This window comes from Aeromonas dhakensis, assembly GCF_002285935.1.
GTDB lineage: Bacteria > Pseudomonadota > Gammaproteobacteria > Enterobacterales > Aeromonadaceae > Aeromonas > Aeromonas dhakensis.
Genome location: NZ_CP023141.1, coordinates 1,241,389 through 1,261,975 on the forward strand (window position 1 = coordinate 1,241,389; position 20,587 = coordinate 1,261,975).

Annotated in this window: 22 protein-coding genes; 12 read left to right on the top strand and 10 right to left on the bottom strand. The window is 65.3% G+C overall.

What is annotated here, in order from left to right; translation table 11 throughout:
• Positions 1–57: 57 nt before the first annotated feature.
• Together CK627_RS06160 and cyaY are read right to left on the bottom strand one after the other, a co-directional pair.
• Positions 58–711 carry an alpha/beta hydrolase gene (locus CK627_RS06160; protein WP_095591907.1) on the bottom strand — a complete coding sequence of 218 codons (654 nt, stop codon included), beginning with the start codon at positions 709–711 and terminating at the stop codon, positions 58–60.
• Positions 708–1,022, bottom strand: coding sequence for an iron donor protein CyaY (gene cyaY, locus CK627_RS06165; RefSeq protein ID WP_005308252.1), 315 nt, complete (start codon positions 1,020–1,022; stop codon positions 708–710). The genes CK627_RS06160 and cyaY overlap by 4 nt, the downstream gene beginning before the upstream one ends.
• 73 nt (positions 1,023–1,095) lie before the next feature.
• Here cyaY and lptM point away from each other — a divergent pair, with 73 nt between their 5' ends.
• From lptM to CK627_RS06190, 6 genes are all read left to right on the top strand, one after another.
• Complete coding sequence (lptM, locus tag CK627_RS22495; protein WP_139431278.1) at positions 1,096–1,272, top strand: LPS translocon maturation chaperone LptM; 177 nt, start codon at positions 1,096–1,098, stop codon at positions 1,270–1,272.
• Between the two features lie 20 nt (positions 1,273–1,292).
• Complete coding sequence (gene lysA, locus CK627_RS06170) at positions 1,293–2,543, top strand: diaminopimelate decarboxylase (RefSeq protein ID WP_095591908.1); 1,251 nt, start codon at positions 1,293–1,295, stop codon at positions 2,541–2,543.
• A 65-nt stretch (positions 2,544–2,608) separates the two neighbouring features.
• A complete protein-coding gene (gene dapF, locus CK627_RS06175) occupies positions 2,609–3,439 on the top strand; it encodes a diaminopimelate epimerase (protein ID WP_005308255.1) in 831 nt (276 codons plus the stop codon).
• 79 nt (positions 3,440–3,518) lie between these two features.
• Positions 3,519–4,199, top strand: coding sequence for a DUF484 family protein (locus CK627_RS06180; RefSeq protein ID WP_167385288.1), 681 nt, complete (start codon positions 3,519–3,521; stop codon positions 4,197–4,199).
• Positions 4,192–5,169 carry a tyrosine recombinase XerC gene (gene xerC, locus CK627_RS06185; protein ID WP_017786029.1) on the top strand — a complete coding sequence of 326 codons (978 nt, stop codon included), beginning with the start codon at positions 4,192–4,194 and terminating at the stop codon, positions 5,167–5,169. Before CK627_RS06180 ends, xerC begins: the two co-directional genes overlap by 8 nt.
• Positions 5,170–5,207: 38 nt before the next feature.
• The gene (locus CK627_RS06190) at positions 5,208–5,918 is read left to right on the top strand and encodes an HAD-IA family hydrolase (RefSeq protein ID WP_095591909.1); all 711 of its coding nucleotides are present in this window, start codon (positions 5,208–5,210) and stop codon (positions 5,916–5,918) included.
• A gap of 99 nt (positions 5,919–6,017) precedes the next feature.
• Here CK627_RS06190 and CK627_RS06195 read toward each other — a convergent pair whose 3' ends face one another.
• Complete coding sequence (locus tag CK627_RS06195; protein ID WP_095591910.1) at positions 6,018–6,419, bottom strand: STY0301 family protein; 402 nt, start codon at positions 6,417–6,419, stop codon at positions 6,018–6,020.
• 40 nt (positions 6,420–6,459) lie between these two features.
• Positions 6,460–7,986 carry a mechanosensitive ion channel family protein gene (locus CK627_RS06200; protein WP_095591911.1) on the bottom strand — a complete coding sequence of 509 codons (1,527 nt, stop codon included), beginning with the start codon at positions 7,984–7,986 and terminating at the stop codon, positions 6,460–6,462.
• Positions 7,987–8,101: 115 nt separating this feature from the next.
• On the opposite strand from CK627_RS06200, the gene CK627_RS06205 reads away from it, so the two are divergent.
• Complete coding sequence (locus CK627_RS06205) at positions 8,102–8,515, top strand: hypothetical protein (RefSeq protein WP_005308268.1); 414 nt, start codon at positions 8,102–8,104, stop codon at positions 8,513–8,515.
• Between the two features lie 9 nt (positions 8,516–8,524).
• Here CK627_RS06205 and CK627_RS06210 read toward each other — a convergent pair whose 3' ends face one another.
• From CK627_RS06210 to CK627_RS06220, 3 genes are all read right to left on the bottom strand, one after another.
• Positions 8,525–9,295, bottom strand: a complete 771-nt coding sequence (locus CK627_RS06210) for a gamma-glutamyl-gamma-aminobutyrate hydrolase family protein (RefSeq protein WP_042051536.1) — start codon at positions 9,293–9,295, stop codon at positions 8,525–8,527.
• Between the two features lie 361 nt (positions 9,296–9,656).
• Positions 9,657–10,466 carry a sugar-phosphatase gene (yidA, locus tag CK627_RS06215; RefSeq protein WP_005308272.1) on the bottom strand — a complete coding sequence of 270 codons (810 nt, stop codon included), beginning with the start codon at positions 10,464–10,466 and terminating at the stop codon, positions 9,657–9,659.
• Between the two features lie 114 nt (positions 10,467–10,580).
• Positions 10,581–12,251, bottom strand: a complete 1,671-nt coding sequence (locus CK627_RS06220) for a flagellar assembly protein A (RefSeq protein ID WP_017764612.1) — start codon at positions 12,249–12,251, stop codon at positions 10,581–10,583.
• Between the two features lie 249 nt (positions 12,252–12,500).
• On the opposite strand from CK627_RS06220, the gene CK627_RS06225 reads away from it, so the two are divergent.
• The 3 genes from CK627_RS06225 to CK627_RS06235 all read left to right on the top strand — a co-directional run bounded on the left by CK627_RS06225 (position 12,501) and on the right by CK627_RS06235 (position 15,782).
• Positions 12,501–13,475, top strand: a complete 975-nt coding sequence (locus CK627_RS06225; protein ID WP_017786034.1) for an HlyD family secretion protein — start codon at positions 12,501–12,503, stop codon at positions 13,473–13,475.
• On the top strand, positions 13,468–14,397 hold the full coding sequence (locus tag CK627_RS06230) for an ABC transporter ATP-binding protein (protein ID WP_095591912.1): 930 nt from the start codon (positions 13,468–13,470) through the stop codon (positions 14,395–14,397). The genes CK627_RS06225 and CK627_RS06230 overlap by 8 nt, the downstream gene beginning before the upstream one ends.
• Positions 14,398–14,687: 290 nt before the next feature.
• Complete coding sequence (locus tag CK627_RS06235) at positions 14,688–15,782, top strand: ABC transporter permease (protein ID WP_043171512.1); 1,095 nt, start codon at positions 14,688–14,690, stop codon at positions 15,780–15,782.
• 84 nt (positions 15,783–15,866) lie between these two features.
• On the opposite strand, the gene CK627_RS06240 is transcribed toward CK627_RS06235, so the two are convergent.
• The gene (locus CK627_RS06240) at positions 15,867–17,012 is read right to left on the bottom strand and encodes a CinA family nicotinamide mononucleotide deamidase-related protein (protein ID WP_095591913.1); all 1,146 of its coding nucleotides are present in this window, start codon (positions 17,010–17,012) and stop codon (positions 15,867–15,869) included.
• 58 nt (positions 17,013–17,070) lie between these two features.
• Positions 17,071–18,309, bottom strand: coding sequence for a cyclic di-GMP phosphodiesterase (locus CK627_RS06245; RefSeq protein WP_005308285.1), 1,239 nt, complete (start codon positions 18,307–18,309; stop codon positions 17,071–17,073).
• A 144-nt stretch (positions 18,310–18,453) separates the two neighbouring features.
• Here CK627_RS06245 and metA point away from each other — a divergent pair, with 144 nt between their 5' ends.
• A complete protein-coding gene (metA, locus tag CK627_RS06250) occupies positions 18,454–19,401 on the top strand; it encodes a homoserine O-acetyltransferase MetA (RefSeq protein ID WP_005308287.1) in 948 nt (315 codons plus the stop codon).
• A gap of 6 nt (positions 19,402–19,407) precedes the next feature.
• Here metA and CK627_RS06255 read toward each other — a convergent pair whose 3' ends face one another.
• The gene (locus CK627_RS06255; RefSeq protein WP_095591914.1) at positions 19,408–19,920 is read right to left on the bottom strand and encodes a cyclin-dependent kinase inhibitor 3 family protein; all 513 of its coding nucleotides are present in this window, start codon (positions 19,918–19,920) and stop codon (positions 19,408–19,410) included.
• A gap of 149 nt (positions 19,921–20,069) precedes the next feature.
• On the opposite strand from CK627_RS06255, the gene CK627_RS06260 reads away from it, so the two are divergent.
• On the top strand, positions 20,070–20,540 hold the full coding sequence (locus CK627_RS06260; protein WP_005308292.1) for an Lrp/AsnC family transcriptional regulator: 471 nt from the start codon (positions 20,070–20,072) through the stop codon (positions 20,538–20,540).
• Positions 20,541–20,587: the final 47 nt, after the last annotated feature.

Below are 20,587 nucleotides of genomic sequence, written 5' to 3' on the forward strand. Positions count from 1 at the left end.
CCCATATCGAATGAAAACGGCCTGCATCTGCAGGCCGTTTGGCTATCCGAAGTTGACTCAGCCCGCGAGGCGGGCCAGCAGCCAGCTGCGAATATCGCCCAGCTGCGGGCGGCAGATCTCGTGGCGCATGGGGTACTCGTGCCACTCGGGGGAGAGTCCGGCCGCTTCCAGCCGGTTCTTGGCGTCCCAGCCCATGGAGAGGCTCACCACGTCGTCATAGATGCCATGCATGTAGCAGATGGGCAGGCTGCGAGCGGCCTCGCTCATCTCGCCGAGCAGGGCATCGGGCGCCGCCAGGTAGGTGGACATGCAGAGCAGGCCCGCCAGGCGCTGCGGCAGGCGCAGGGCGGTGAAGGAGGCAATCACCCCCCCCTGGGAGAAGCCGGCCAGCACGATGCGCTCGGGGGCGAAGCCCTCGGCCACCAGTTGCTCGATCAGCGCGGCGATGCGGGCCGCAGACTCCCTGACGTGGGACTCCACGGCGCGATCCGCCGGATCCTCGAAGCTTCTGATGTCGTACCAGCCGCGCATCTTGTAGCCCATGTTGATGGTGATGGGCCGCTCGGGCGCATCGGGCAGCAGGTGACGCACCGGCAGGTCGGCGGGCAGGGCCAGCGCATCCACCAAGGGGGCCAGGCCGGCGCCGGAATCCCCCAGCCCGTGCAGCCAGATCACCGCATGACGGGCATCGGCAGGGTGCAGGTCGATCATGGGAACTGGACGGGCTCGCCCGCCTGGGAGCTACAGGCCTGGCTCAGCAGGGTCTTGAGCTCGTGGCCGAAGCGGTTGTCGATCCAGCTCTCCCCTTGCAGCTCGAAGTGGAAGCCGTTCTCGCGGGTGGCGACCCAGATCTGGTGCAGGGGCTCCTGCTTGTTGATGATGACCTTGGTCTTGTTCTCGAAGCTCAGGGTCAAGACCCCGCCAGCGCGTTCGCAGTCGATATCCGGATACCCCTCGTCGATGGTGTCTTCCACATACTGGAAAAAGGCGTCGGTCAGGGCGTGATACTCGTGATCCTTCATCGGTTTATCCTGTTGCTTTTAACAATGTGAGTGCGATTATAGAGGGCCAAAAATTTTTTCGCAGCGAACCATTATGATTACCCAGCTTACCAAGTGCCTGCTTGCCACTCTTCTGTCTCTTGGTTTGGCCGCGTGTGGCCTGACGGGACCGCTCTATATGCCACCCCCCGAGCAGCCCCAGACCCAGAGCACACAGCAAGCACAGACGCCTGCGACCGCCGAGGCAGCCCCAGAGGCCGCGCCGCAATAATTTAGGAAGGAACCGCCCCCTTGGATCACTTTAACTACGACGCCGATGGCCAGCTTCAGGCCGAACACACCTCGCTGCAACAACTTGCCGAGCAGTACGGCACCCCGCTGTACGTCTACTCCCGCGCCACTCTGGAACGCCACTGGCACGCCTTCGACAAGGCAGCGGGCGACATCCCCCATCTGATCTGCTACGCGGTCAAGGCCAACTCCAACCTGGCGCTGCTCAACCTTCTGGCCCGCCTGGGTTCGGGTTTTGACATCGTCTCCGGCGGCGAGCTGTCGCGGGTGCTGGCGGCGGGCGGTGATCCGGCCAAGGTGGTCTTCTCCGGCGTCGCCAAGAGCGAGGCCGAGATGCGCCTCGCACTGGATAAAGAGATCCTCTGCTTCAACCTGGAGTCGGAAGCCGAACTGGAGCGTCTGAACCGGGTGGCGGGCAGCATGGGCAAGAAGGCCCGGGTGTCGGTGCGGGTCAACCCCGACATCGACGCCGGTACTCATCCCTATATCTCCACCGGCCTCAAGCAGAACAAGTTCGGCATTCCCATCGAGCTGGCGCCCGCCATCTACCGCAAGGCGGCGGCCATGGCCAACATCGAGATCGTCGGGGTGGATTGCCATATCGGCTCGCAACTCACTGAATTGAATCCCTTCATGGAGGCGGCCGACAAGCTGCTGCGGCTGATCGACGGCCTGGCGGCGGAAGGCATCCATATCCACCATCTGGACGTGGGCGGGGGTCTGGGGGTCAACTATGGCGCCGAACAGCCACCCCATCCCAGCGAATATGCCGAGGCGCTCAAGCAGAAGCTGGCGGGCCGGGATCTGACCCTGCTGTTCGAACCGGGCCGTGCCATCGTCGCCAACGCCGGCGTGCTGCTGACCCGGGTCGAGTACCTCAAACCGGGCGAGAGCCGCAACTTCGCCCTGATCGACGCCGGCATGAACGATCTGCTGCGCCCCTCGCTCTACGGCGCCTGGATGAACATCATCGAGGTGGACAGTCGCGCGAGCCACGAGCAGGCGGTTTACGACGTGGTCGGCCCGGTGTGCGAGACCGGCGACTTCCTCGGCAAGGAGCGCACCCTGGCGATCTCCGAGGGCTCCTTGCTGGCGGTGCGTTCCGCCGGTGCCTACGGCTTTACCATGTCCTCCAACTACAACACCCGTCCGCGCGCCGCCGAAGTGCTGGTGGACGGGGCGCAGTCGTTCCTCATCAGAGAGCGCGAGCAGTTGGCGGATCTCTGGCGCGGTGAGCATTTGCTGCCCTGATGGTTGATGGATTTCTCTAAGCGTTCCTCCGGGTGAGAGCGTGAACAAGGGTACAGGAACGCACGATGTTGATAGATTTTTCCAAGATGCACGGCCTCGGGAACGACTTCATGGTGGTGGATGGCGTCACCCAGAAGGTGTTTTTCAGCAATGACGTCATCAAGAAGCTGGCGGATCGCCACTTCGGCATCGGCTTCGACCAGCTGCTGCTGGTGGAGCCGCCCTATGATCCCGAGCTCGACTTTCACTACCGCATCTTCAATGCCGATGGCAGCGAGGTGGAGCAGTGCGGCAACGGTGCCCGCTGTTTCGCCCGCTTCGTCCGCCTCAAGGGGCTGATCAACCGGGATCGCATCGCGGTGAGCACGGCGCGCGGTCGCATCGTGCTGCAGCTGGAGGGGGAGAACCAGGTCACGGTCAACATGGGGGTGCCCCAGTTCGAGCCGGGCAAGATCCCGTTTCGGGCCCAGAAGGCGGAAAAAACCTACCTGCTGCGGGCCCAGGAGCATACTGTGATGTGCGGGGCCGTCTCCATGGGCAATCCCCACTGCGTCATCGAGGTGCCCTCGGTGGCCGATGCGCCGGTGGAGACCCTGGGTCCCATCATGGAGCGCCATGAACGCTTTCCCGAGCGGGTCAACGTCGGCTTCATGGAGACGGTCAACGCCAGCGAGATCAAGCTGCGGGTGTTCGAGCGCGGGGTGGGCGAGACGCTCGCCTGTGGCACCGGCGCCTGCGCCGCCGTGGTGATCGGCATCAGCCAGGGCAAGCTCAAGGAGCGGGTCACCGTCACCCTGCCGGGGGGCAAGCTGACCATCGCCTGGAAGGGGCCGGGTCAGCCGGTCTACATGACCGGGCCGGCCGAGCACGTGTTTGACGGCCAGATAGAGTTATAGGTACGGGCGGGGAGCCCCCGTACTGCCAAGCACTAATGTCGGGGCCCTTGGCCCCTTTTTCGGATGGACCAACCAAGTTATGAGCGAACTCAAACGGCAGGAACCACTGGTGGATGAAGCCACAGTGCTGGAGTACCTGGCCCGTTATCCCGAGTTTTTCCAGCGCCACACGGCCATGCTGGACCGGATCCGCATTCCCCATGAACAAAAGGGCGCCATCTCCCTGGTGGAGCGCCAGCTTGACCGCCAGCGCGAGCGCATCGAGCAGCTGGAGCAGGAGATTACCGAGCTGATGGGGATCGCCAGCGAGAACGAGCGGATTTTCCGGGTCTATGCCGATCTCTACGGCGAGCTGTACGGCTGTCGGAGCCTGTTCGAGGTGAGCGCCGTGATGGGCAAGGCGTTCGTGCAGCGGCTGCGACTGACCGGCCTGCGGCTCTGGCTCAGCCCGAAAAAATTCCAGTTGAGCGGTCCCGAGCAGAAGTTCATGGCGGAGGGCAAACAGCTCGAACAGCTGCTGGGTCAGCGCCTGCCAGGTCAGGATTATTACTTCGGCCGGCTCAACCAGAGCGAGAAGCAGGCGCTGTTCGGTCACGACGTGCTGGTCAACTCGGTGGCCCTGATGCGGCTCGGCGATCTCGGCGTGCTGGCCTTCGCCAGCTCGGACCCGAGCCACTTCACCCCCCACAACGACACCCTGCTGCTGGGTCAGCTCGGCCGCCTGCTGCAGCTGCGCCTGCCCGAGCTGGCCCGTGGCTAAGGCGCCGGCCAGCCCCTCCACCAAGGCGGCGCCTGCCGCCGAGCCCCTGCCGGCCGCGCTGGCGGGGGAGCTCGCGGCCTTCATCGAATACCTGCGGGTCGAGCGCCAGCTCAGCCCCCACACCCGCAGCAACTACCAGGCCCATCTGGAAGCCATGACCGCCGAGCTGGTGAAGCTCGGGGTCGATGACTGGGCCCGGCTCGAGGCGAGTCAGGTGCGCAGCCTGGTGACCCGGATGCACAAGGCCGGTCTTGCGCCCCGCTCGCTCGCCACCAAGGTCTCCGCCCTGCGCAGCTTCTGCGACTGGCAGGTGCGCCAGGGGCGGCTGGTCGCCAATCCGGCCCGCGGTATCGTCACCCCCAAGCAGGGACGGCCATTGCCCAAGAATCTGGACGTGGACGAGATGTACCAGCTGCTCAACATCACCGACGAGCAGGATCCGCTGGCGGTGCGGGATCGCGCCATCATGGAGCTGATGTACTCCTCCGGCCTGCGCCTCGCCGAGCTGGTGGGGCTCAATCTGGCGGACGTGAAGCTCGACGAGCGCCAGCTCAGGGTGACCGGCAAGGGCTCGCGGGAGCGGGTGCTGCCGGTGGGGCGGATGGCGGTGGAGTGGCTGCAAAAATGGCTCAAGCTGCGCCCGCTGCTGGCCGGCGACGAGCAGGAGGCGCTGTTCGTCTCCAAACGCCGGCAGCGGCTGTCGGCCCGCTCGGTGCAGGAGCGGCTCGACGGCTGGGGCAACAAGCAGGCGCTCAACGCCCACGTCCATCCCCACAAGCTGCGCCACAGCTTCGCCACCCACATGTTGGAGTCCTCCGGTGATCTGCGGGCAGTGCAGGAGCTGCTGGGGCACGCCGATCTCTCTACCACCCAGATCTACACCCACCTCGACTTCCAGCACCTGGCCAAGGTGTATGACAGCGCCCACCCGCGGGCGAAGCGGGATCCCGCAACCCCGGACGACGAATGACGGGGGCCGGGTAGACGGCCCCGACAAGAGGAGAGACCATGCAGTTCTATCGCCGCTGGCAGCCGGTGGCCGCCATCTCGTTTGACCTCGACGACACCCTCTATGACAACGGCCCCGCCATCGAGCGAGCCGAGCAGTGGATGCTGGCCCACCTGCGCAGCGAATACCTGGCCACCGCCATGCTGGACAAGCCGCGCTGGCTGGAGCTCAAGCGCAACCTGCTGCTGGAACAACCGGCGCTGCGCGACGACGTCAGCCTGGCGCGCCGGCACGGCATCCAGGCCGCGCTGATGGCAGGAGGCATGGCCGAGGCTCGGGCCGCGCAGGAGGCAGAGTCGGTGTTCGCCGCGTTTCTGGCCGAGCGCTCGAAGATAGAGGTGAGCGACCAGACCCATGCCCTGCTGGCCCGGCTGGCGGTACGCTACCCGCTGGCAGTGATCACCAACGGCAACCTGGATCTGGCCCAGGCTGGCCTCGCGGATTACTTCACCCTGGTCTGCAAGGCTGGTTTTGGCAGCAGAATGAAGCCGGCGCCGGACATGTTCATGCAGGTGCAAAAGGCCCTGGGGCTCGCCCCCGACCGCATTTTGCACGTGGGGGACCACCCGCAGACCGACGTGCTTGGGGCCCGGCTGCACGGCTTCAAGGCCGCCTGGCTCAATGAGCATCAGCAACCCGGAGAGCAGCTTCAACTGCTGCCGGACGTGGAGCTGGCCGCGCTGGGCGAGCTGGCCGACCTGCTGCTTTAGTCAGTCCTCAACAGCCGCCAGTTCACAGCCGACATGCATCTCATGTCGGCCGCTCATTCACCGTAGGCAGCCGCCGTCACAAGGGTCATGCCGGAGTGGTCACTCGCTGCGGCAAATCAGACCACGGAGATCGTAAGGGGCGGGCTGGTTGACCCGGCAGTAGCCAATCCCGGCGGGCAGCGCCTGTTGCAGGGTGATGGCGGTCTCCTGGTAGTGGCAGACCAGATAGAAGGGGCGCGGATTGTGGCGATCCAGGCTCCAGTAGTGGATGGCGTGGCTGTCGCCGTTGTCCGGCTTGAGCTGGGCGCGCTCGTCGGGGTCGCCGTCGAACAGGGACAGGTTCTCCAGCCGGTGGCGAAGAGGCTGGTGCTGCTCCCCCAGCTCGTTGCGGGTGACGGCCTGCCACCCCTGGGTTGTCCCAAGCCGTTGTTGGCGGGTCTCGATGGTGGCGGGGCAGTCAAATTGCAGGGTGGCGCTCAGGGCCAGCGCGGTCAGCAGCATGCAACACGTCCGAATGGAAAGTATGGGCTCCCATGCTACGTCATCGCCCGCCAAACAGCGCCATCAGTTTGTCCAGCAGGTCCCGTGGCGGGGCGATCTGCTTCATGGCCTCCGCCTCCCGCGCCAGCAGCTCCTGCTGCTCCTGCTGACGGGCACTCAACACCTTGTAGAGCGGCTCGAGCAGGGAGCCACGCTGGGCCACCAGCTCCTGGAACATGGCCTGATTGATACGATAGGTTTCGACGGTCCCCTGGGCCCGCACCGTAAACGGGCTGGGCTCGCCGGTGAGCAGGCTCAGTTCGCCGAAGAAGTCGCCGGCATTGAGGGTGCCGAGCGGCAGCTCGCGCCCCTCCACCTCCACCAGCATCTGGGCATCCCCCTTCACCAGCACGAACAGCCAGCCGGAGACCTCCCCCTGGCTCAGCATCCGATCGCCGTTGACGAAGGGGGCGAACTTGACCTGATCCGCCAGCCGCAGCAGCTCCTCCTCCTGCAGCATGGCGAACAGCGGCAGGCGGCGCAGGGTGTCGGTGCGCTCGGCGGTATGGCGCTTGTGGCGCTGATCCTTGTGATCCTGATCCGAGGTCATGAAGACGTTGAAGATGGGCGGGGTGAGGCGCCGGTCGTTGCGGCGCAGGGCGGCATCGATCAGGGTGCGCACCGCCGAGTCGGTGGGGTCGTCCACCGCCAGATCGGTGAGCCAGTAGCGCACCGCGTAGCGGGCGATGCCGTTCTCCACGTTCATCAGCAGGCAGTCCGGTTGCGGGCTGGCGGAGACGTTGCGGATGCGGGTCTCCCGCAGTGAGTGTTCCACCAGGGCGATGATCTGGGTGGGCAGGGTGTCCAGAGTGATGTCGAACCAGACCCAGCGGCGCCACTGCAGGGGGGCGTCGCGGCGCCGCCCGAGCACGGTGAAGCGCTGCTTGAGCAGGTGGCTGTTGGGGATCACCACAGTCTCCCAGTTGCGGGTCTCTATGGTGGTGGCGCGCCAGTTGATCTCCACCACCCGGCCCTGGGTGGTCTCCACTTGCAGCCAGTCGCCGATGGCGATGGAGTTGTCGAGCTGGATCGAGACCCCGGCCAGCAGGTTGCCCAGGGTGTCCTGCATGGAGAAGGCGATGACGGCGGTGATGACGGCGGAGGTGGTGACGATCTCGCCGAGGGCCATGCCGGAGGCGTAGAGGCGGAACAGGCACCAGCCGATGTAGCCGACCGTGATGACGATGTCGGCGATGATGCGCGGGATGCGGATCTGGCACAGGGGCAGCAGAAACTGGAACAGCAGGATCCCCCAGATCTTCACCAGCACCAGCCCGGCCAGCAGGCTGGAGATCTCCACCAGCCAGTGGCGGGGCAGGGGCAGGCGAAACCAGCCGCCTTCTAGCTGGATCAGCAGGATCACCACCAGGCTTATCATCACGAAGCCGAGCTCGCTCACCAGCTCACGGCGGCGACCCGGGCTGCGCAGGAAATGGGTGAAGAGCAGAAACAGGGTCAACAGGGTCCAGAACGGGTGGTCGCCAATCCACAGCATGGTAGGTAGCGCAACGAGGTTATCGCCAAACATAGCAGCCCCTTATCATTGGTTATTTCCAGCATAGTTGGTTTCAATCCGCTAAATGGATGCGGGGTCGAGGCAATTTCTTTATGCTGGGCACCTGTCTGACAAGGGAGTGGAGCGCGTGCGCAAGTGGAGCAAGGTGGCCTGGATTGCCGGGGCCTGGTTGCTGGTGGGTTGTGATCAGCTGGCCGACAAGTATCGGGTCGAGTTTCGTGATGGATCCTGGCGCGAGATCGCCATCACCCCCTTTTCAGACGAGGCTCGCTGGCGCGAGGGGTGCGCCACCGGCGAGGTGCTGAGCGACATGACGCTGCCGCTCAAGCGCGGCAAGACGGTCAACGGCCGCGAGCAGCTCTTGATCGGCGGCGAGCTGTTCGAGCTGGACGACAACGCCCTCTACCGCAGCAACGGCATGGTGTTTGGCCACACGCCGGATCACATCCAGCGTGGGCTCAAGGGGATGGAGGTGTGCCGTACCCTGCGCCCGTCTCGCGGTGCGCTGCCCAAGCTCAAGGCGCGCGGGTTCGGCGACTAGCCGGCGTCGTCAGACGCCGGTCAGGCGGGCCCGGCAGGCGTCGCCAAAAGCCTCGAAGATCTTGATTGAGTGAGGGTTCTGACTCGCCTTCCACTCCGGATGCCACTGCACCGCCAGCAGGAAGGGGGAGAGGGCGGGGGCGTGGATCGCTTCGATCAGCCCGTCTTCGGCATGGGCCAGCGGCACCAGCCCCTTGGCCAGCGTCTTGATCCCCTGCCCGTGCAGGGAGTTGACCGGGATCGATGGCTGTCCCATCAGCTCCGCCAGCCAGCTGCCCGGCACCAGTGTCACCTGATGGCTCTCACCATACTGGTCGTCCACCGGATCGTCCGCATCCTCCCGATGATCGTCATAGCCCGGCTCGCTGTAGACCTTCTGGTGGATGTCTCCCCCCAGTGCCACGTTGATCTCCTGCATGCCGCGGCAGATGCCGAGGATCGGCAGACCGCGGTCGAGGGCGGCGCGAACCAGCGCCATGTCGAACAGATCCCTGTCTCTGTCTTGCTGCTTCTCCGGGGTGAGGTTCTCCTGGCCGTAGAGGGTTGGATCTATGTTGGATCCGGCGCCGCTCAGATAGACCCCATCCGCCAGATCCAGATATTGCGCCAGATCCTCGGTGCCGCAGCAGGTGGGCACCAGCAGGGGGACGCAGCCGCTGATCTCTACCAATGGCTGAATGTATTTGTGGGTCATCACCTGATAGGCGTGCCCATTGCGGGGCTGGGCGCCCATGGTCATCAATACGACGGGTTTACGCGGGGTGTGGGTGCTGCGAGTCATGATTCACCTTGGCTGTCCTTAGCGGTCCTGCGCCTTGGGCAGACCCTTGCCGGCGCAAGGGCATGCCTCAAGGCATGGTCGTGGGATCGGGGTCGTGCCGCAGTACCAGAATCGTCGGTCAGCCTGGGCAACGACAGCCTGGATCCTGATCCCAGTCTGCCAAGGCCGTTCAATATGTCAAACGAAATGATGCCAAAATGTTAAATATATTCTGAGCTCGGCTGGCTTGAGTCCCATTAAAAGGGGGCTGTAGCGAAGGGGAGGCGAGGGGAGGGTATTGTCGTGGTGGATATATTAAACATGTGGCCCCGTTGCCAGGCAGACCCGGACAGCAAAAGGGGCCCGCAGGCCCCTTGTCGACTCAGGCGTTCAGGATGAAATGCTCGATCACCTGGGCGACCCCGTCTTCATCGTTGCGTCCCGTGGTGTGCTGGGCCAGCGCCTTGATGTCGTCGGTGGCGTTACCCATGGCCACCCCCAGCCCGGCGTACTCGATCATGTGGTGATCGTTGCCCGCATCCCCCACCGCGATGACCTGGGAGGCATCCAGCCCCAGGTGCTCGGCCAGGGCGGCGACGCCGGTCCCCTTGTTGCTCCGCTTGTTCATGAACTCGAGGAAGTAGGGGGCGCTGCGCACCACGGTATAGCGCTGGTAAAGCTCGGCCGGCAGTTTGGCGATGGCGGGGGAGAGCAGCGGCTCGGGATCGATCATCATCACCTTGAGGATCTGCTCGTCGGCGGGCAGGGTGGCGAAGTCCAGCAGCTTGATAGGCATGTCGATGAGGCGGGATTCGTGCTCGGTGTAGGGGCTGACCCTGGGGCTGATGAGCCCTTGGCTGACCGAGAAGCCGTGCACGTTGACGCCCAGCTCGTCGGCCAGGGCGGCGATGGCGCTGGCGTCGCTGCCGGTGAGCAGCTGGCTGCGGATGATGCGCTGATCGGCCACCTGCTGCACCAGGGCGCCGTTGTAGCAGATGACGTAGTCATCCTGGCCGGTGAGGCCGAGCTCGGCCAGATAGCGGCTCATCCCCTCCAGCGGGCGGCCGGAGGCCAGCACGACCGTGACTCCCCTGGCGCGGGCGGCGGCGATGGCCGCATGGGTGCGGGGGGAAATCTGGCCCTGGGAGTTCAACAGGGTGCCATCCATATCCAATGCGATCAGCTTGTACATCTCTCACTATCCTGCAGTCTGGCTGGCCCGCACTATGGGGCCAATGGGAGAGGGAGTGTAGCGAAATTCACCGTCCGGATCACGGCCGGAGGTGTGCGACGGGGGCGGCGGCGCTCACTTGTGGGGTTCGTAAGGGGTCAGCTGCAGCTGATCCTCGCGGATGGCGAAGTGGATGGGGCCGTGCTCTATGTCGACCCGATAGTGGTGGTGGGCCATCTCCACCTCGACTCCGGGGAAGGCGTGCTGGGTGGCGATGATGTCCATCTCCGCCATCAGTTTCTGCAGCTCCTCCTGCGCCGCCTCCAGCTGTTCGTCGAGCTGCTTGCTCTCCTCGAGGCGCTGGATCCGGATTAGTTTGATCTTCTGCAGGGTTTGGGGATTGCGCTTGTCGCTCGGCAGCTGCAAGAGCTTGAGCAGCAGATCCTGCAGCTTGTCCAGCTGCTCCCGGCACTCCTGCTTGCGCTGGCGCAGCGCCTGTTCCTGCTCCTTGTGGGTGAAGTAGCCGCCGAGGATCTGCAACCGGGTCTGGTTGTGGGCCGAGGCCCCCAGGATCGGCGCCATGATGAGGCGGTTGGCGATGCTGATGCCCCCCAGCAGGTGGCCCTTGCGCATGGCGCTGTCGCCCACCTTGAGGTCCTGGCCGCTGCGGCTGTAGCTGTGGCTGAGCTGGGTCAGGACGTGGATATCGCCGCCGGCCTCCAGCTTGGCGTACTGGGCATAGCTGGCGTGGATCTCCCCCTGGGCGTTGAGGTGGCAGAGGTACTCGTTGCTCTGCTCCAGCTTGCGGCCGATGACGCCGTTGCGCACCGTGATGGTGCCGCCCGATTCGATGTAGCCCCCCTCCACGAAGCCGCCGATCACCACGTCGCCGCTGGTCTTGACCTTCATGCCGGGGGTGACGTCCCCCGCCACGATCAGCGCCCCCTCGAAGATGATGTGGCCGTGGCGGATATCCACCTGCTTGACGCTCAGCACGTCGTCCACCTTCATGCCGCTCTTCTCCTGACGCGGCAGGCCGGGGCGGCTGGCCAACAGCAGATTGGGGTCATCCGGCGAGATGAAGGTGCCTTCGCCGGCCACCATGGGGCTCTCCTTGCCATGCTTGGCGGGCAGCTCCTGGCCGGTGACGGTGAAGCCCGGCACGCCGGTGGTGGCCGGGTGACGGCGCATCAGCTGGGCGCCGGCCTTGACGGTGAGCATGGTGCCGAGGTCGCGCATGTCGACCCGGCCGTGATCCAGCTCCTGGGGCTTGAGAATACGCTCGGCCGGGGTCTCCACCAGCCGCTCGAAGCGGGTGTCCTGACCGTTGACGGCGGCCTTGCCCTGCGCCACCGGCAACCTGAGCAGGGTGCCTGGCGTCGCCTCCTTGGCCGCCAGCACGGCGGCGGCGATGAGCTGGGGCTGCACCCCCTGTTTGATCTCGCTGGCCTGGATCGCTTGCTCCAGCTGTTCGCTGGTGAGGTATTTGCCGCCCCAGTCGGCGGTGATCTGGGCGGTGGCGCTCATCCGGTCCTTCTCCACCAGCAGCAGGACGCTGGCATCGTGGCGCTGGGCGATGGGCACCGGATTGCCGGGCAGGGGGGCGGCCGGATCATTGAACAGGGTGTTGAGCAGGCTGATGGCCTGCTTGATCCCCTCCGCCAGCGGCTGATAGCGGCGGCAGTTGGAGGCCAGCAGCAGGGCCTGGATATCGTTTTCCGAGATGGGTTTGGTCAGCCCCGGCGCGATGCGCAGGCAGGCGTATTCCATATCGGCTGACAACAGTAACCACTCTGTGCTTAACACCGGATCCCTTCCCTCGCTGGCATCCCTGTCGGGATGGCTGCCTGTTTCCAGTTAATCGGCATCTTGTTAAAAATGCTGATGATCAACATAGTGCTGGTTTGCAGTATCCAGACATTTCTCCTTTTTGGTCAATGAGCTAAGCACAAATGGGTGAACTGGAGCGAGGAAATGAAAAGTAACAGCGAGTATGCTGACGGCACCGGGAGTCCGTCTGCAGGCCACCACTGGCCGTCGCCCACCGCGAAAGGAGTGTCAACCTTGCGTCATTGTCTGCTGCCCCTGGCCCTGACGGGCCTGCTCAGTGCCTGCCAGCCGCAGGCCCCCGCCACCGCCCTCGGCACCCTGGAGCGGGATCGGGTGCTGCTCACCGCCACCGCCGGCGAGATCATCCGCGCCCTGCCGGTGGCGGAGGGCAGCCAGGTGCAGGAGGGTACCCTGCTGGCCCGCCTCGATGACAGGCGCCAGCAGGCGGTGCTGGCCCAGGCGCGGGCGCGGGAGGCCCAGGCACGGGCCGCTCTCGCCCGGTTGACCAATGGCGAGCGGCCGGAAGACATCGCTGCCGCCAGGGCCAGCCTCGACAAGGCGCAGGCCGCCGTCAGGGAGAGCGAGCGCAACTTCGAGCGGGTCGACCGGCTGGTGCGCCAGAAGCTGGTGAGCCCGGCGGATCTCGACAAGGCCCGTGCCCAGCGCGACAGCGCCCTGGCCGAACAGGATGGCGCGCGCCAGCAGCTCGACAAGCTGACGCGGGGCGTGCGGCGCGAAGATATCGACGAGGCGCACGCCGCGCTGCAGGCCGCCACCGCCGAGGTGGCGCTGGCCGAACGGGAGCTGGCGGATCTCTCCATCGTCGCCACCCGCAGCGGCCGGCTCGACAGCCTGCCCTATCACCTCGGCGAGCGGGTGGCGGTCGGTGCCGTGCTTGCTGCCATCCAGGCAGATCAGGCCCCTTATGCCAGGGTCTATGTGCCCGAGCCCTCCCTGGCCGGCTATGGCGTCGGCCAGCCGGTGCGGGTGCAGGTGGACGGGGTGGCCGAGCCCTTCACCGGCCGGCTGCGCTGGATCTCGAAAGAGCCGGCCTTTACCCCCTATTACGCCCTCAACGAACGGGATCGGGCCCGGCTGGTCTACCTGGCAGAGATCGATCTGCCGGCGACGGCGCAGGATCTGCCGAGCGGTCTGCCGCTGCAGGCCGAGCCTGCCGGTGCAGGGGCCGGCCATGAGTGAGCTGGCGATCCGGGCGCTGGGGGTGAGCCGCCGCTTCGGTAATTTTCTGGCGGTGGACGGGCTGGATCTCTGCGTGCCCAAGGGGCAGATCCACGGCTTTCTCGGCCCCAACGGCTGCGGCAAGTCCACCACCCTGCGCATGCTGACCGGCCTGCTCACCCCCTCGGCGGGGGAGGTGGAGGTGTTGGGGCTGAGCATCCCCCGCGAGGCCGAGACCCTGCGCCGGCGGATCGGCTACATGACCCAGAAGTTCTCCCTCTATGACGAACTGACTGCCTGGGAGAACCTGGAGTTCATGGGGCGGATCCACGGCATGGGCGGCGCCGGGCTGGCCGCCCGCCTGCACGAGCTGCTCGCCACCTATGAGCTGGCGCCGTTGGCACGGCAACGGGCCGGTGCCATGAGCGGCGGCCAGAAGCAGCGGCTGGCGCTGGCGGCGGCGGTGATCCACCAGCCGGCGCTGCTGCTGCTCGATGAGCCCACCTCGGCGGTGGACCCGCAGAACCGGCGCGATTTCTGGGAGAAGCTGTTCGATTTGAGCGAAGGGGGCACCACCATTCTGGTCACCACCCACTACATGGACGAGGCGGAACGCTGCCACCAGCTGGCCATCATGGAGGCGGGCCGGGTACGGGCCCAGGGGGCGCCACAGGCGCTGATGGATGCCATGAGCACCCGGGTGGTGGAGGTGCAGGCTGCCGACCTGCGGCTGCTCAAGCAGCAACTGGTGCAGCTGGCGCCGGTGCACTCCGCCGCCCAGCTCGGCCAGCGCCTGCGGGTGCTGGTGGACAAGGAGCTGGCGGAGCCGGTGGCCTGGCTGCAACAGGCCTGCCCGGCGCTGGCTGGCGCCACCTTGGCGCTGGTCAGGCCGAGCCTCGAGGATGTGTTCGTCAGCTGCACCGGTCAGGAGCCGAGGGCATGAACGGCTGGCAAGGGCTCTGGGCCATGACCCGGCAAGCACTTCGCCAGCTTGCAGGAGCGAATCGATGAACAGTCTGCGACGGCTCTGGGCCATTACCCAGAAAGAACTGCGCCAGCTGGCCAGAGACAGACTGACCTTTGGTGCGGTGGCGGTGATGATCCCGGTGGGGGGGAATTGATGAGCAGTCTGCGACGGCTCTGGGCCATTACCCAGAAAGAACTGCGCCAGCTTGCCAGAGACAGACTGACCTTTGGTGCGGTGGCGGTGATGATCCCGGTGGGGGGGAATTGATGAGCAGTCTGCGACGGCTCTGGGCCATTACCCAGAAAGAACTGCGCCAGCTGGCCAGAGACAGACTGACCTTTGGCATGGTGGTGATGATCCCGTTGATCCAGCTGCTGCTGTTCGGCTACGCCATCAACACCGACGTGCGCCAGATCCCGGTGGGATTGGTCGACATGAGCCAGAGCGTGCCGGGCCGGCTGCTGGTGGAGGCGGTGAAGGCGAGCCAGGTGGTGCACATCAAGCAGCAATATGTCGGGGTGCAGCAGGCCGAGGCGGCGCTGACCCGGGGCGAGGTGCGCGCCGTGCTGGTGCTGCCCGCCGATCTGAGTCGTCGGCTCAGCGCCGGCGAGACGGCGGGCCAGTGGCTGGTGGATGGCTCGGACACCATGATCGCCGGCGCCCTGCTCGGCCTTCGCAACATGCCGCTCTCGGATCTGAGGCCCGACCTCAAGCCGGTACCGCCCACCTTCGAGACCGTGCTCTACTTCAACCCGGCGCGCCGCTCGGCGGTCAACATAGTGCCCGGCCTGCTCGGGGTGATCCTCACCATGACCATGATCATGTTCACCTCGGCGGCCATAGTGCGGGAGCGGGAGCGCGGCAATCTGGAGCTGCTTATCACCACCCCGGTCAGCTCGATGGAGCTGATGCTGGGCAAGATCCTGCCCTATATCGGAGTGGGGCTGATCCAGGTGGCCATCATCCTCGGCCTTGGCCACTTCATCTTCGCGGTGCCCATCAACGGCGCCCTGAGCCAGGTGCTGCTGGCGACCCTGCTGTTCATCGCCGCCAGCCTGACCCTGGGGCTGCTCATCTCCACCCTGGCGCAGACCCAGTTGCAGGCGATGCAGATGACGGTGTTCATCCTGCTGCCCTCAATCCTGTTGTCGGGCTTCATGTTCCCCTACGAGGGGATGCCGCTGCCGGCTCAGTGGATTGCCGAGGTGCTGCCGGCTACCCACTTCATGCGGTTGATCCGGGGCATAGTGCTGCGCGGCGGCGAGCTTTCCGAGCTGCTGCCGGACGTGCTCTGGTTGGCGGGTTTCACCCTGCTGGTGCTGACCCTGGCCGCCCATCGCTTCAAGAAGAGTCTGGATTGATGCCCCGCGAGGAGTGAGAGCCTGGCTGCTGGCTGCTGGCTGCTGGCTGCTGGCTGCTGGCTGCTGGCTGCTGGCTGCTGGCTGTTAACGGCTGGCGGTGCGGGTCAGGGTGCGGTAGTCGCCGAGCACCGGCAGCCCCAAGAGGTGGCGGCGCAGCATGTCGAGGGCGGCGAAGGCGAGGATCCGGCGGCCGCTGTCGGGATCCGGGTGGCTGACTTTGAGGGTCTGGCCGTGCAGTTGCCCGTCGGCGCAAAGCAGCAGCGGCACGCCGTCCGGGCCTGCCCGGCCCAGGGTCAGGCTCAAAGGGGCCGCAGGCGCCGCCAGTTGCATCAGGTCACTGCTCAGGGTGTGGCTGAAGCCGGCCGCCAGGGCCGGGTGCTCGTGACACATGGCCAGCAGGGCGCCCCGGCTCTCCCCCTCCAGCAGCGTCAGCGGTCTCTCTCCCAACAGATCCAGGATCTGCCGCGCCGGCTCCTCGTCTCCCCGTCCCACCAGCCAGGGCTCGATGGCCGTTAGCAGCCGCACCTCGGCGGCGTCCATGTCCGCCGTGCTGGCGTCGTGGCCGATGAGCTTGAGCTCGATGAGCGGCATGGAGGAACGGTAGCCCAGCTCGATGCCGGTGGGCCAGGGGGCCGCATCCAGCATGTCGCTGAGGGCCGACTCCGAGACGCCAAACGTGTAGAAGCGGCGCAGCTCGGTGTCACTCTCTGCGCCGGCCAGCGCCTTGAGGCGCGGCAAGATCTGTTCGCGCACCATCTGCTTGAACTCGAACGGCACGCCCGGGGTGAAGAAGAGCCGGCTTGGGCCCGCCTGCACCAGGAAGCCACAGGCGGTACCCACCGGGTTGTCGAGGATCTCGCATCCCTGCGGCAGCCAGGCCTGCTTGGCGTTGCTGGCGGGCATGGGCCGGCCGCGGCTGGCGTAGCGCGCTTCGATAGTGGCGAGCCAGTCAGGGAACAGGGTGAGCGACTGGTCAAAGGCCTCGGCGGCGGCCTGGGCGGTGAGATCGTCGGCGGTGGGGCCGAGCCCGCCGCACACCAGCACCACCTCGGCGCGGGTGGCACTCTCTTGCAGCACGGCTTTCAAATCGTTGAGGTTGTCCCCCACGGTGACGCGGCGGCGCACCTGCCAGCCCTGCTCCAGCAGGAGGGCGCTGAACCAGGCGGCGTTGGTGTCCACCACCAGGCCCGTCACTATTTCGTCGCCGGTGCTGATGATTTCGATGCGCATGAAGGGCTCCTCGGGGCTGGCGGTGGGGCTGGGGCGGCCACCTGGGTGGCCGGGTCAATCAGGGCTTGTTGTGTTCGAAGTAGTAGCTGATGCGGGTGCGCGGGTTGAGGTACTCAAACACCGCCGGCGGCAGCCGCTTGGGATGGATCACCTTGGCGATGGAGAGCTCGGCCTGCTGCAGGTCGATGATGGCCGCCTCCTGGCGCGGAATGCGCGGATCGTACACCAGCACCGAGGGGTAGAGCAGGCGAGAGGTGTTGACCGACATCACCAGCCCCACCTGACCGTTGGAGAGCTGCACCACGCTGCCCGGCGGGTAGATCCCCATCAGCCGGATCAGCATGCCGAGGTAGTCCGGGTTGAACTGGGCCTTGCGCTGCTTGTAGAGACCGCTCAGGGCCGAGTAGGGCACCTTGGCCTGCATGTGGCAGAGGTTATCGTACTCGTTGATCAGCGAGACTATCTGGGTCAGCGGGTCGAGCTGCCCCTTCTTGAGCCCCTCCGGCCCGCTGCCGTCCAGGTATTCGTGGTGGTGCAGCACTATCCCCTTCGCCTCGGCCGGGAAGTCCTTGGCCAGGTTGAGCAGATCCAGCCCGTAGCGCGGGTGCTGGGCCATCAGGTTGCGCTCGGGCTTGGTCAGCGGCTCGGTCTTGCGCAGGATCTGGCTCGGGATCTTCAGCTTGCCGATGTCGTGGAACAGGGCCCCCATGCCGACCCGGCGGATTTCGTCGGCCGACATGTTGCACTCCTTGGCCAGCAGCATGCTGAGCACGCTGACGTTGAGGGAGTGGAAGTAGAGGTTGTTGCCATCCTCGCTGTCGGAGACCAGGTGCAGCACCATCTCGTCCACCGACAGCAGCTGCTCGGTCATGGCGTTGATCAGCTCCTGCGCCTCGCCGATGGCGTTGAGGGGGCGGGACTGGATCTTGCCCATCACGTTGCGCACCTGGGCCAGCGACTGCTGGAACTGCTTCTCGCACTGCTGCAGGTCGCGCCGATACTGCTGCAACTGCTCGATGCGGCGCTCCTTCTCCTGCTGCATCTCGGCCTGACGCTGGGCCGTGTCTGGCGCCTCCTGCGGCTGGGCCTGAACCTGGTTCAGCGGCTTGGGCGGGGCGTCGCTCTTGTCCGGGATGATGGTCACGAGCTTGAGACCGAGCCGGCGAATGAGCTCGATCTCCTCTTCGTTCTTGAGTTTGAAGCTGGAAAACAGGAAGGGGTGTTCGCGCCAGCCAAGTGGCAGAGAGACGTAATTGCCGACTTGCAGCCGGTCTACTGAAATCTTGATACCTGTCATTGTCTTGGATGCGAGAGACACATTGAGCCGTATGCTAGTCAAAGGTGGGGGTGAATACAAAAGGTATCTGATGACAGGGTAGTTGCTTTATTATAGGCTTCTGGATGTCCAGACATATTTACCGATGCAGTACAGGGAGTAAGCATGCCGATCAAGATCCCGGATCAGTTACCCGCCGCCGAAGTGCTGGGGCAGGAGAACATCTTCGTGATGACGGAGTCCCGGGCCGTCACCCAGAACATTCGCCCGCTGCGGGTGCTCATCCTCAACCTGATGCCCAAGAAGATAGAGACCGAGATCCAGCTGATGCGGATGCTCTCCAACTCGCCGTTGCAGGTGGACGTGGATCTGCTGCGCATCGACGATCGGGAGTCGAAGAATACCCCCCAGGCACACCTGGAAAATTTCTATCACGACTTCGAACAGGTGCGGGGCAACAACTACGATGGCATGATCATCACGGGGGCGCCGCTCGGGCTGGTGGAGTTCGAGGAGGTGGTCTACTGGCCGCGTGTCGTCGAGATCATCGAGTGGTCCCATCAGCACGTTACCTCCACCCTGTTCCTCTGCTGGGCGGTGCAGGCGGCGCTGAAGGCCCTGTACGGCATGGAGAAGCAGACCCACGGCGAGAAGCTCTCCGGGGTCTATCGCCATCACCGGCTCGATGAACACGAGCCGCTGCTGCGCGGCTTCGACGACGAGTTCGTGGCGCCTCACTCCCGTTATGCGGCGTTTGACGGAGATCTTATCCGCGCCAACACGGATCTGCAGATTTTTGCCGAATCGGCAGAGGCGGGTGTCTATCTGGCGGCCACTAAGGATTGTCGCCAGGTGTTTGTCACCGGCCATCCCGAATACGACGCCCTGACCCTGGATGGCGAGTATCAGCGGGATCTGGCCGCCGGGCTTGAGCCCGTCATTCCGGTCAACTACTACCCGAACAACGACCCGAGCCAGACCCCGCGCGCCAGCTGGCGCAGCCACGGCCACCTGCTGTTTGCCAACTGGCTCAACTACTACGTCTACCAGCTCACCAGCTATCGGGTGGAGGATATCGGCAAGGTCTTCACCTACGACCAGGGTGGTAAGTAATCAGGCTTACTGATCCAGCCGCTCGGCCAGCTGGTCGAGCCATTGGCGGTGGCAGGCCAGGCTGAACGCCTTGGGTCTGTGAGCCTTGATGGCGGCCATCGCCTCCTGTCGGGGCTGGCCTAGGCTCATCAGCAGGGCGGCCGCTACCAGCCCGGTGCGACCGCTGCCGCCCTTGCAGTGGATGGCCAGGTGCTGCCCCTCGCGCAGCAGGGCCAGCAGCTGCGGCAGCGTCTGTTGCCAGGCGAGCTCGAAGGTGGCGTCGGGGGCCTGGTCATCCTCGATGGGCAGGTGAAACCAGTGCAAGCCCTCGCGCTCGACCGTCTCGCCCAAGTGGGCCAGCTCGAGGCGGGCCAGTTCGGCGTCAGTCATCAGCGTGATGACGGCGCGGGCGCCGGCCAGCCTGAGCTGATCGAGGGCCAGCGGCAACGCGACCTGTTGGGTGCCGGGGCAGGGGGTCAGCAGCAGCTGACCGTCGAGGCGCGGCACCTCCTGGCTCCAGAAGGGGTGGGACGGGTGCATAAAGCTCCTTATGAAGCCAGTGGCGGCGGGCGTGAGCCGGTTTTTGAGTGCGCCAAAGCATAGGGCGCGCGGCCCCGATGTCAATCTGCGTTGTGTTCAGCCCGGTTTACGGGCAGAGTCTAAAAAATTGAGCGGTTCAAGGAGTAAAGATGAGAAACCTGGATCAACTGGATTTGGATATCCTGGCCCATCTGTTTCGCGATGCGGGCATGACCAACAAGGATCTGGCCGCGCTGGTCGGGGTGGCACCGTCCACCTGTCTGGAGCGGGTGCGCAAGCTGCAGCAGGACGGGGTGCTCAAGGGCGCCCACTGCGAGGTGGATTACCAGGCCCTCGGCGGTCACATCCAGGCCATGGTGTCGCTGCAGCTGGCCCGCCACAGCCGCCAGATCATCGATGCGTTTCGCGATGCCATCCTGGCGCTGCCCGAGGTGATCAGCCTGTTCCACATGGGGGGCAAGGATGATTTCCTGGTGCATCTGTGCGTCTCTGACACCGAACACCTGCGCAACTTCGTGTTCGATCACTTCACCTCCCGCGAGGAGGTGGTGCACCTCGAGACCTCGCTGGTGTTCGAGCACAAGTTCAGCCGTTCGCTGCCCTGCTTCCTCAACACCTGACGCCCCGCCTGCCTCCTACAAAAAACCCGCCAATCGGCGGGTTTTGT

What these genes read in the sequence shown, in the direction of transcription:
- CK627_RS06160 (WP_095591907.1), bottom strand. Translation starts at nt 711, where the DNA reads ATGATCGACCTGCACCCTGCCGATGCCCGTCATGCGGTGATCTGGCTG.
- cyaY (WP_005308252.1), bottom strand. Translation starts at nt 1,022, where the DNA reads ATGAAGGATCACGAGTATCACGCCCTGACCGACGCCTTTTTCCAGTAT.
- lptM (WP_139431278.1), top strand. Translation starts at nt 1,096, where the DNA reads ATGATTACCCAGCTTACCAAGTGCCTGCTTGCCACTCTTCTGTCTCTT.
- dapF (WP_005308255.1), top strand. Translation starts at nt 2,609, where the DNA reads ATGTTGATAGATTTTTCCAAGATGCACGGCCTCGGGAACGACTTCATG.
- CK627_RS06180 (WP_167385288.1), top strand. Translation starts at nt 3,519, where the DNA reads ATGAGCGAACTCAAACGGCAGGAACCACTGGTGGATGAAGCCACAGTG.
- CK627_RS06190 (WP_095591909.1), top strand. Translation starts at nt 5,208, where the DNA reads ATGCAGTTCTATCGCCGCTGGCAGCCGGTGGCCGCCATCTCGTTTGAC.
- CK627_RS06195 (WP_095591910.1), bottom strand. Translation starts at nt 6,419, where the DNA reads ATGCTGCTGACCGCGCTGGCCCTGAGCGCCACCCTGCAATTTGACTGC.
- CK627_RS06200 (WP_095591911.1), bottom strand. Translation starts at nt 7,986, where the DNA reads ATGTTTGGCGATAACCTCGTTGCGCTACCTACCATGCTGTGGATTGGC.
- CK627_RS06210 (WP_042051536.1), bottom strand. Translation starts at nt 9,295, where the DNA reads ATGACTCGCAGCACCCACACCCCGCGTAAACCCGTCGTATTGATGACC.
- yidA (WP_005308272.1), bottom strand. Translation starts at nt 10,466, where the DNA reads ATGTACAAGCTGATCGCATTGGATATGGATGGCACCCTGTTGAACTCC.
- CK627_RS06230 (WP_095591912.1), top strand. Translation starts at nt 13,468, where the DNA reads ATGAGTGAGCTGGCGATCCGGGCGCTGGGGGTGAGCCGCCGCTTCGGT.
- CK627_RS06235 (WP_043171512.1), top strand. Translation starts at nt 14,688, where the DNA reads ATGAGCAGTCTGCGACGGCTCTGGGCCATTACCCAGAAAGAACTGCGC.
- CK627_RS06240 (WP_095591913.1), bottom strand. Translation starts at nt 17,012, where the DNA reads ATGCGCATCGAAATCATCAGCACCGGCGACGAAATAGTGACGGGCCTG.
- CK627_RS06245 (WP_005308285.1), bottom strand. Translation starts at nt 18,309, where the DNA reads ATGACAGGTATCAAGATTTCAGTAGACCGGCTGCAAGTCGGCAATTAC.
- metA (WP_005308287.1), top strand. Translation starts at nt 18,454, where the DNA reads ATGCCGATCAAGATCCCGGATCAGTTACCCGCCGCCGAAGTGCTGGGG.
- CK627_RS06255 (WP_095591914.1), bottom strand. Translation starts at nt 19,920, where the DNA reads ATGCACCCGTCCCACCCCTTCTGGAGCCAGGAGGTGCCGCGCCTCGAC.
- CK627_RS06260 (WP_005308292.1), top strand. Translation starts at nt 20,070, where the DNA reads ATGAGAAACCTGGATCAACTGGATTTGGATATCCTGGCCCATCTGTTT.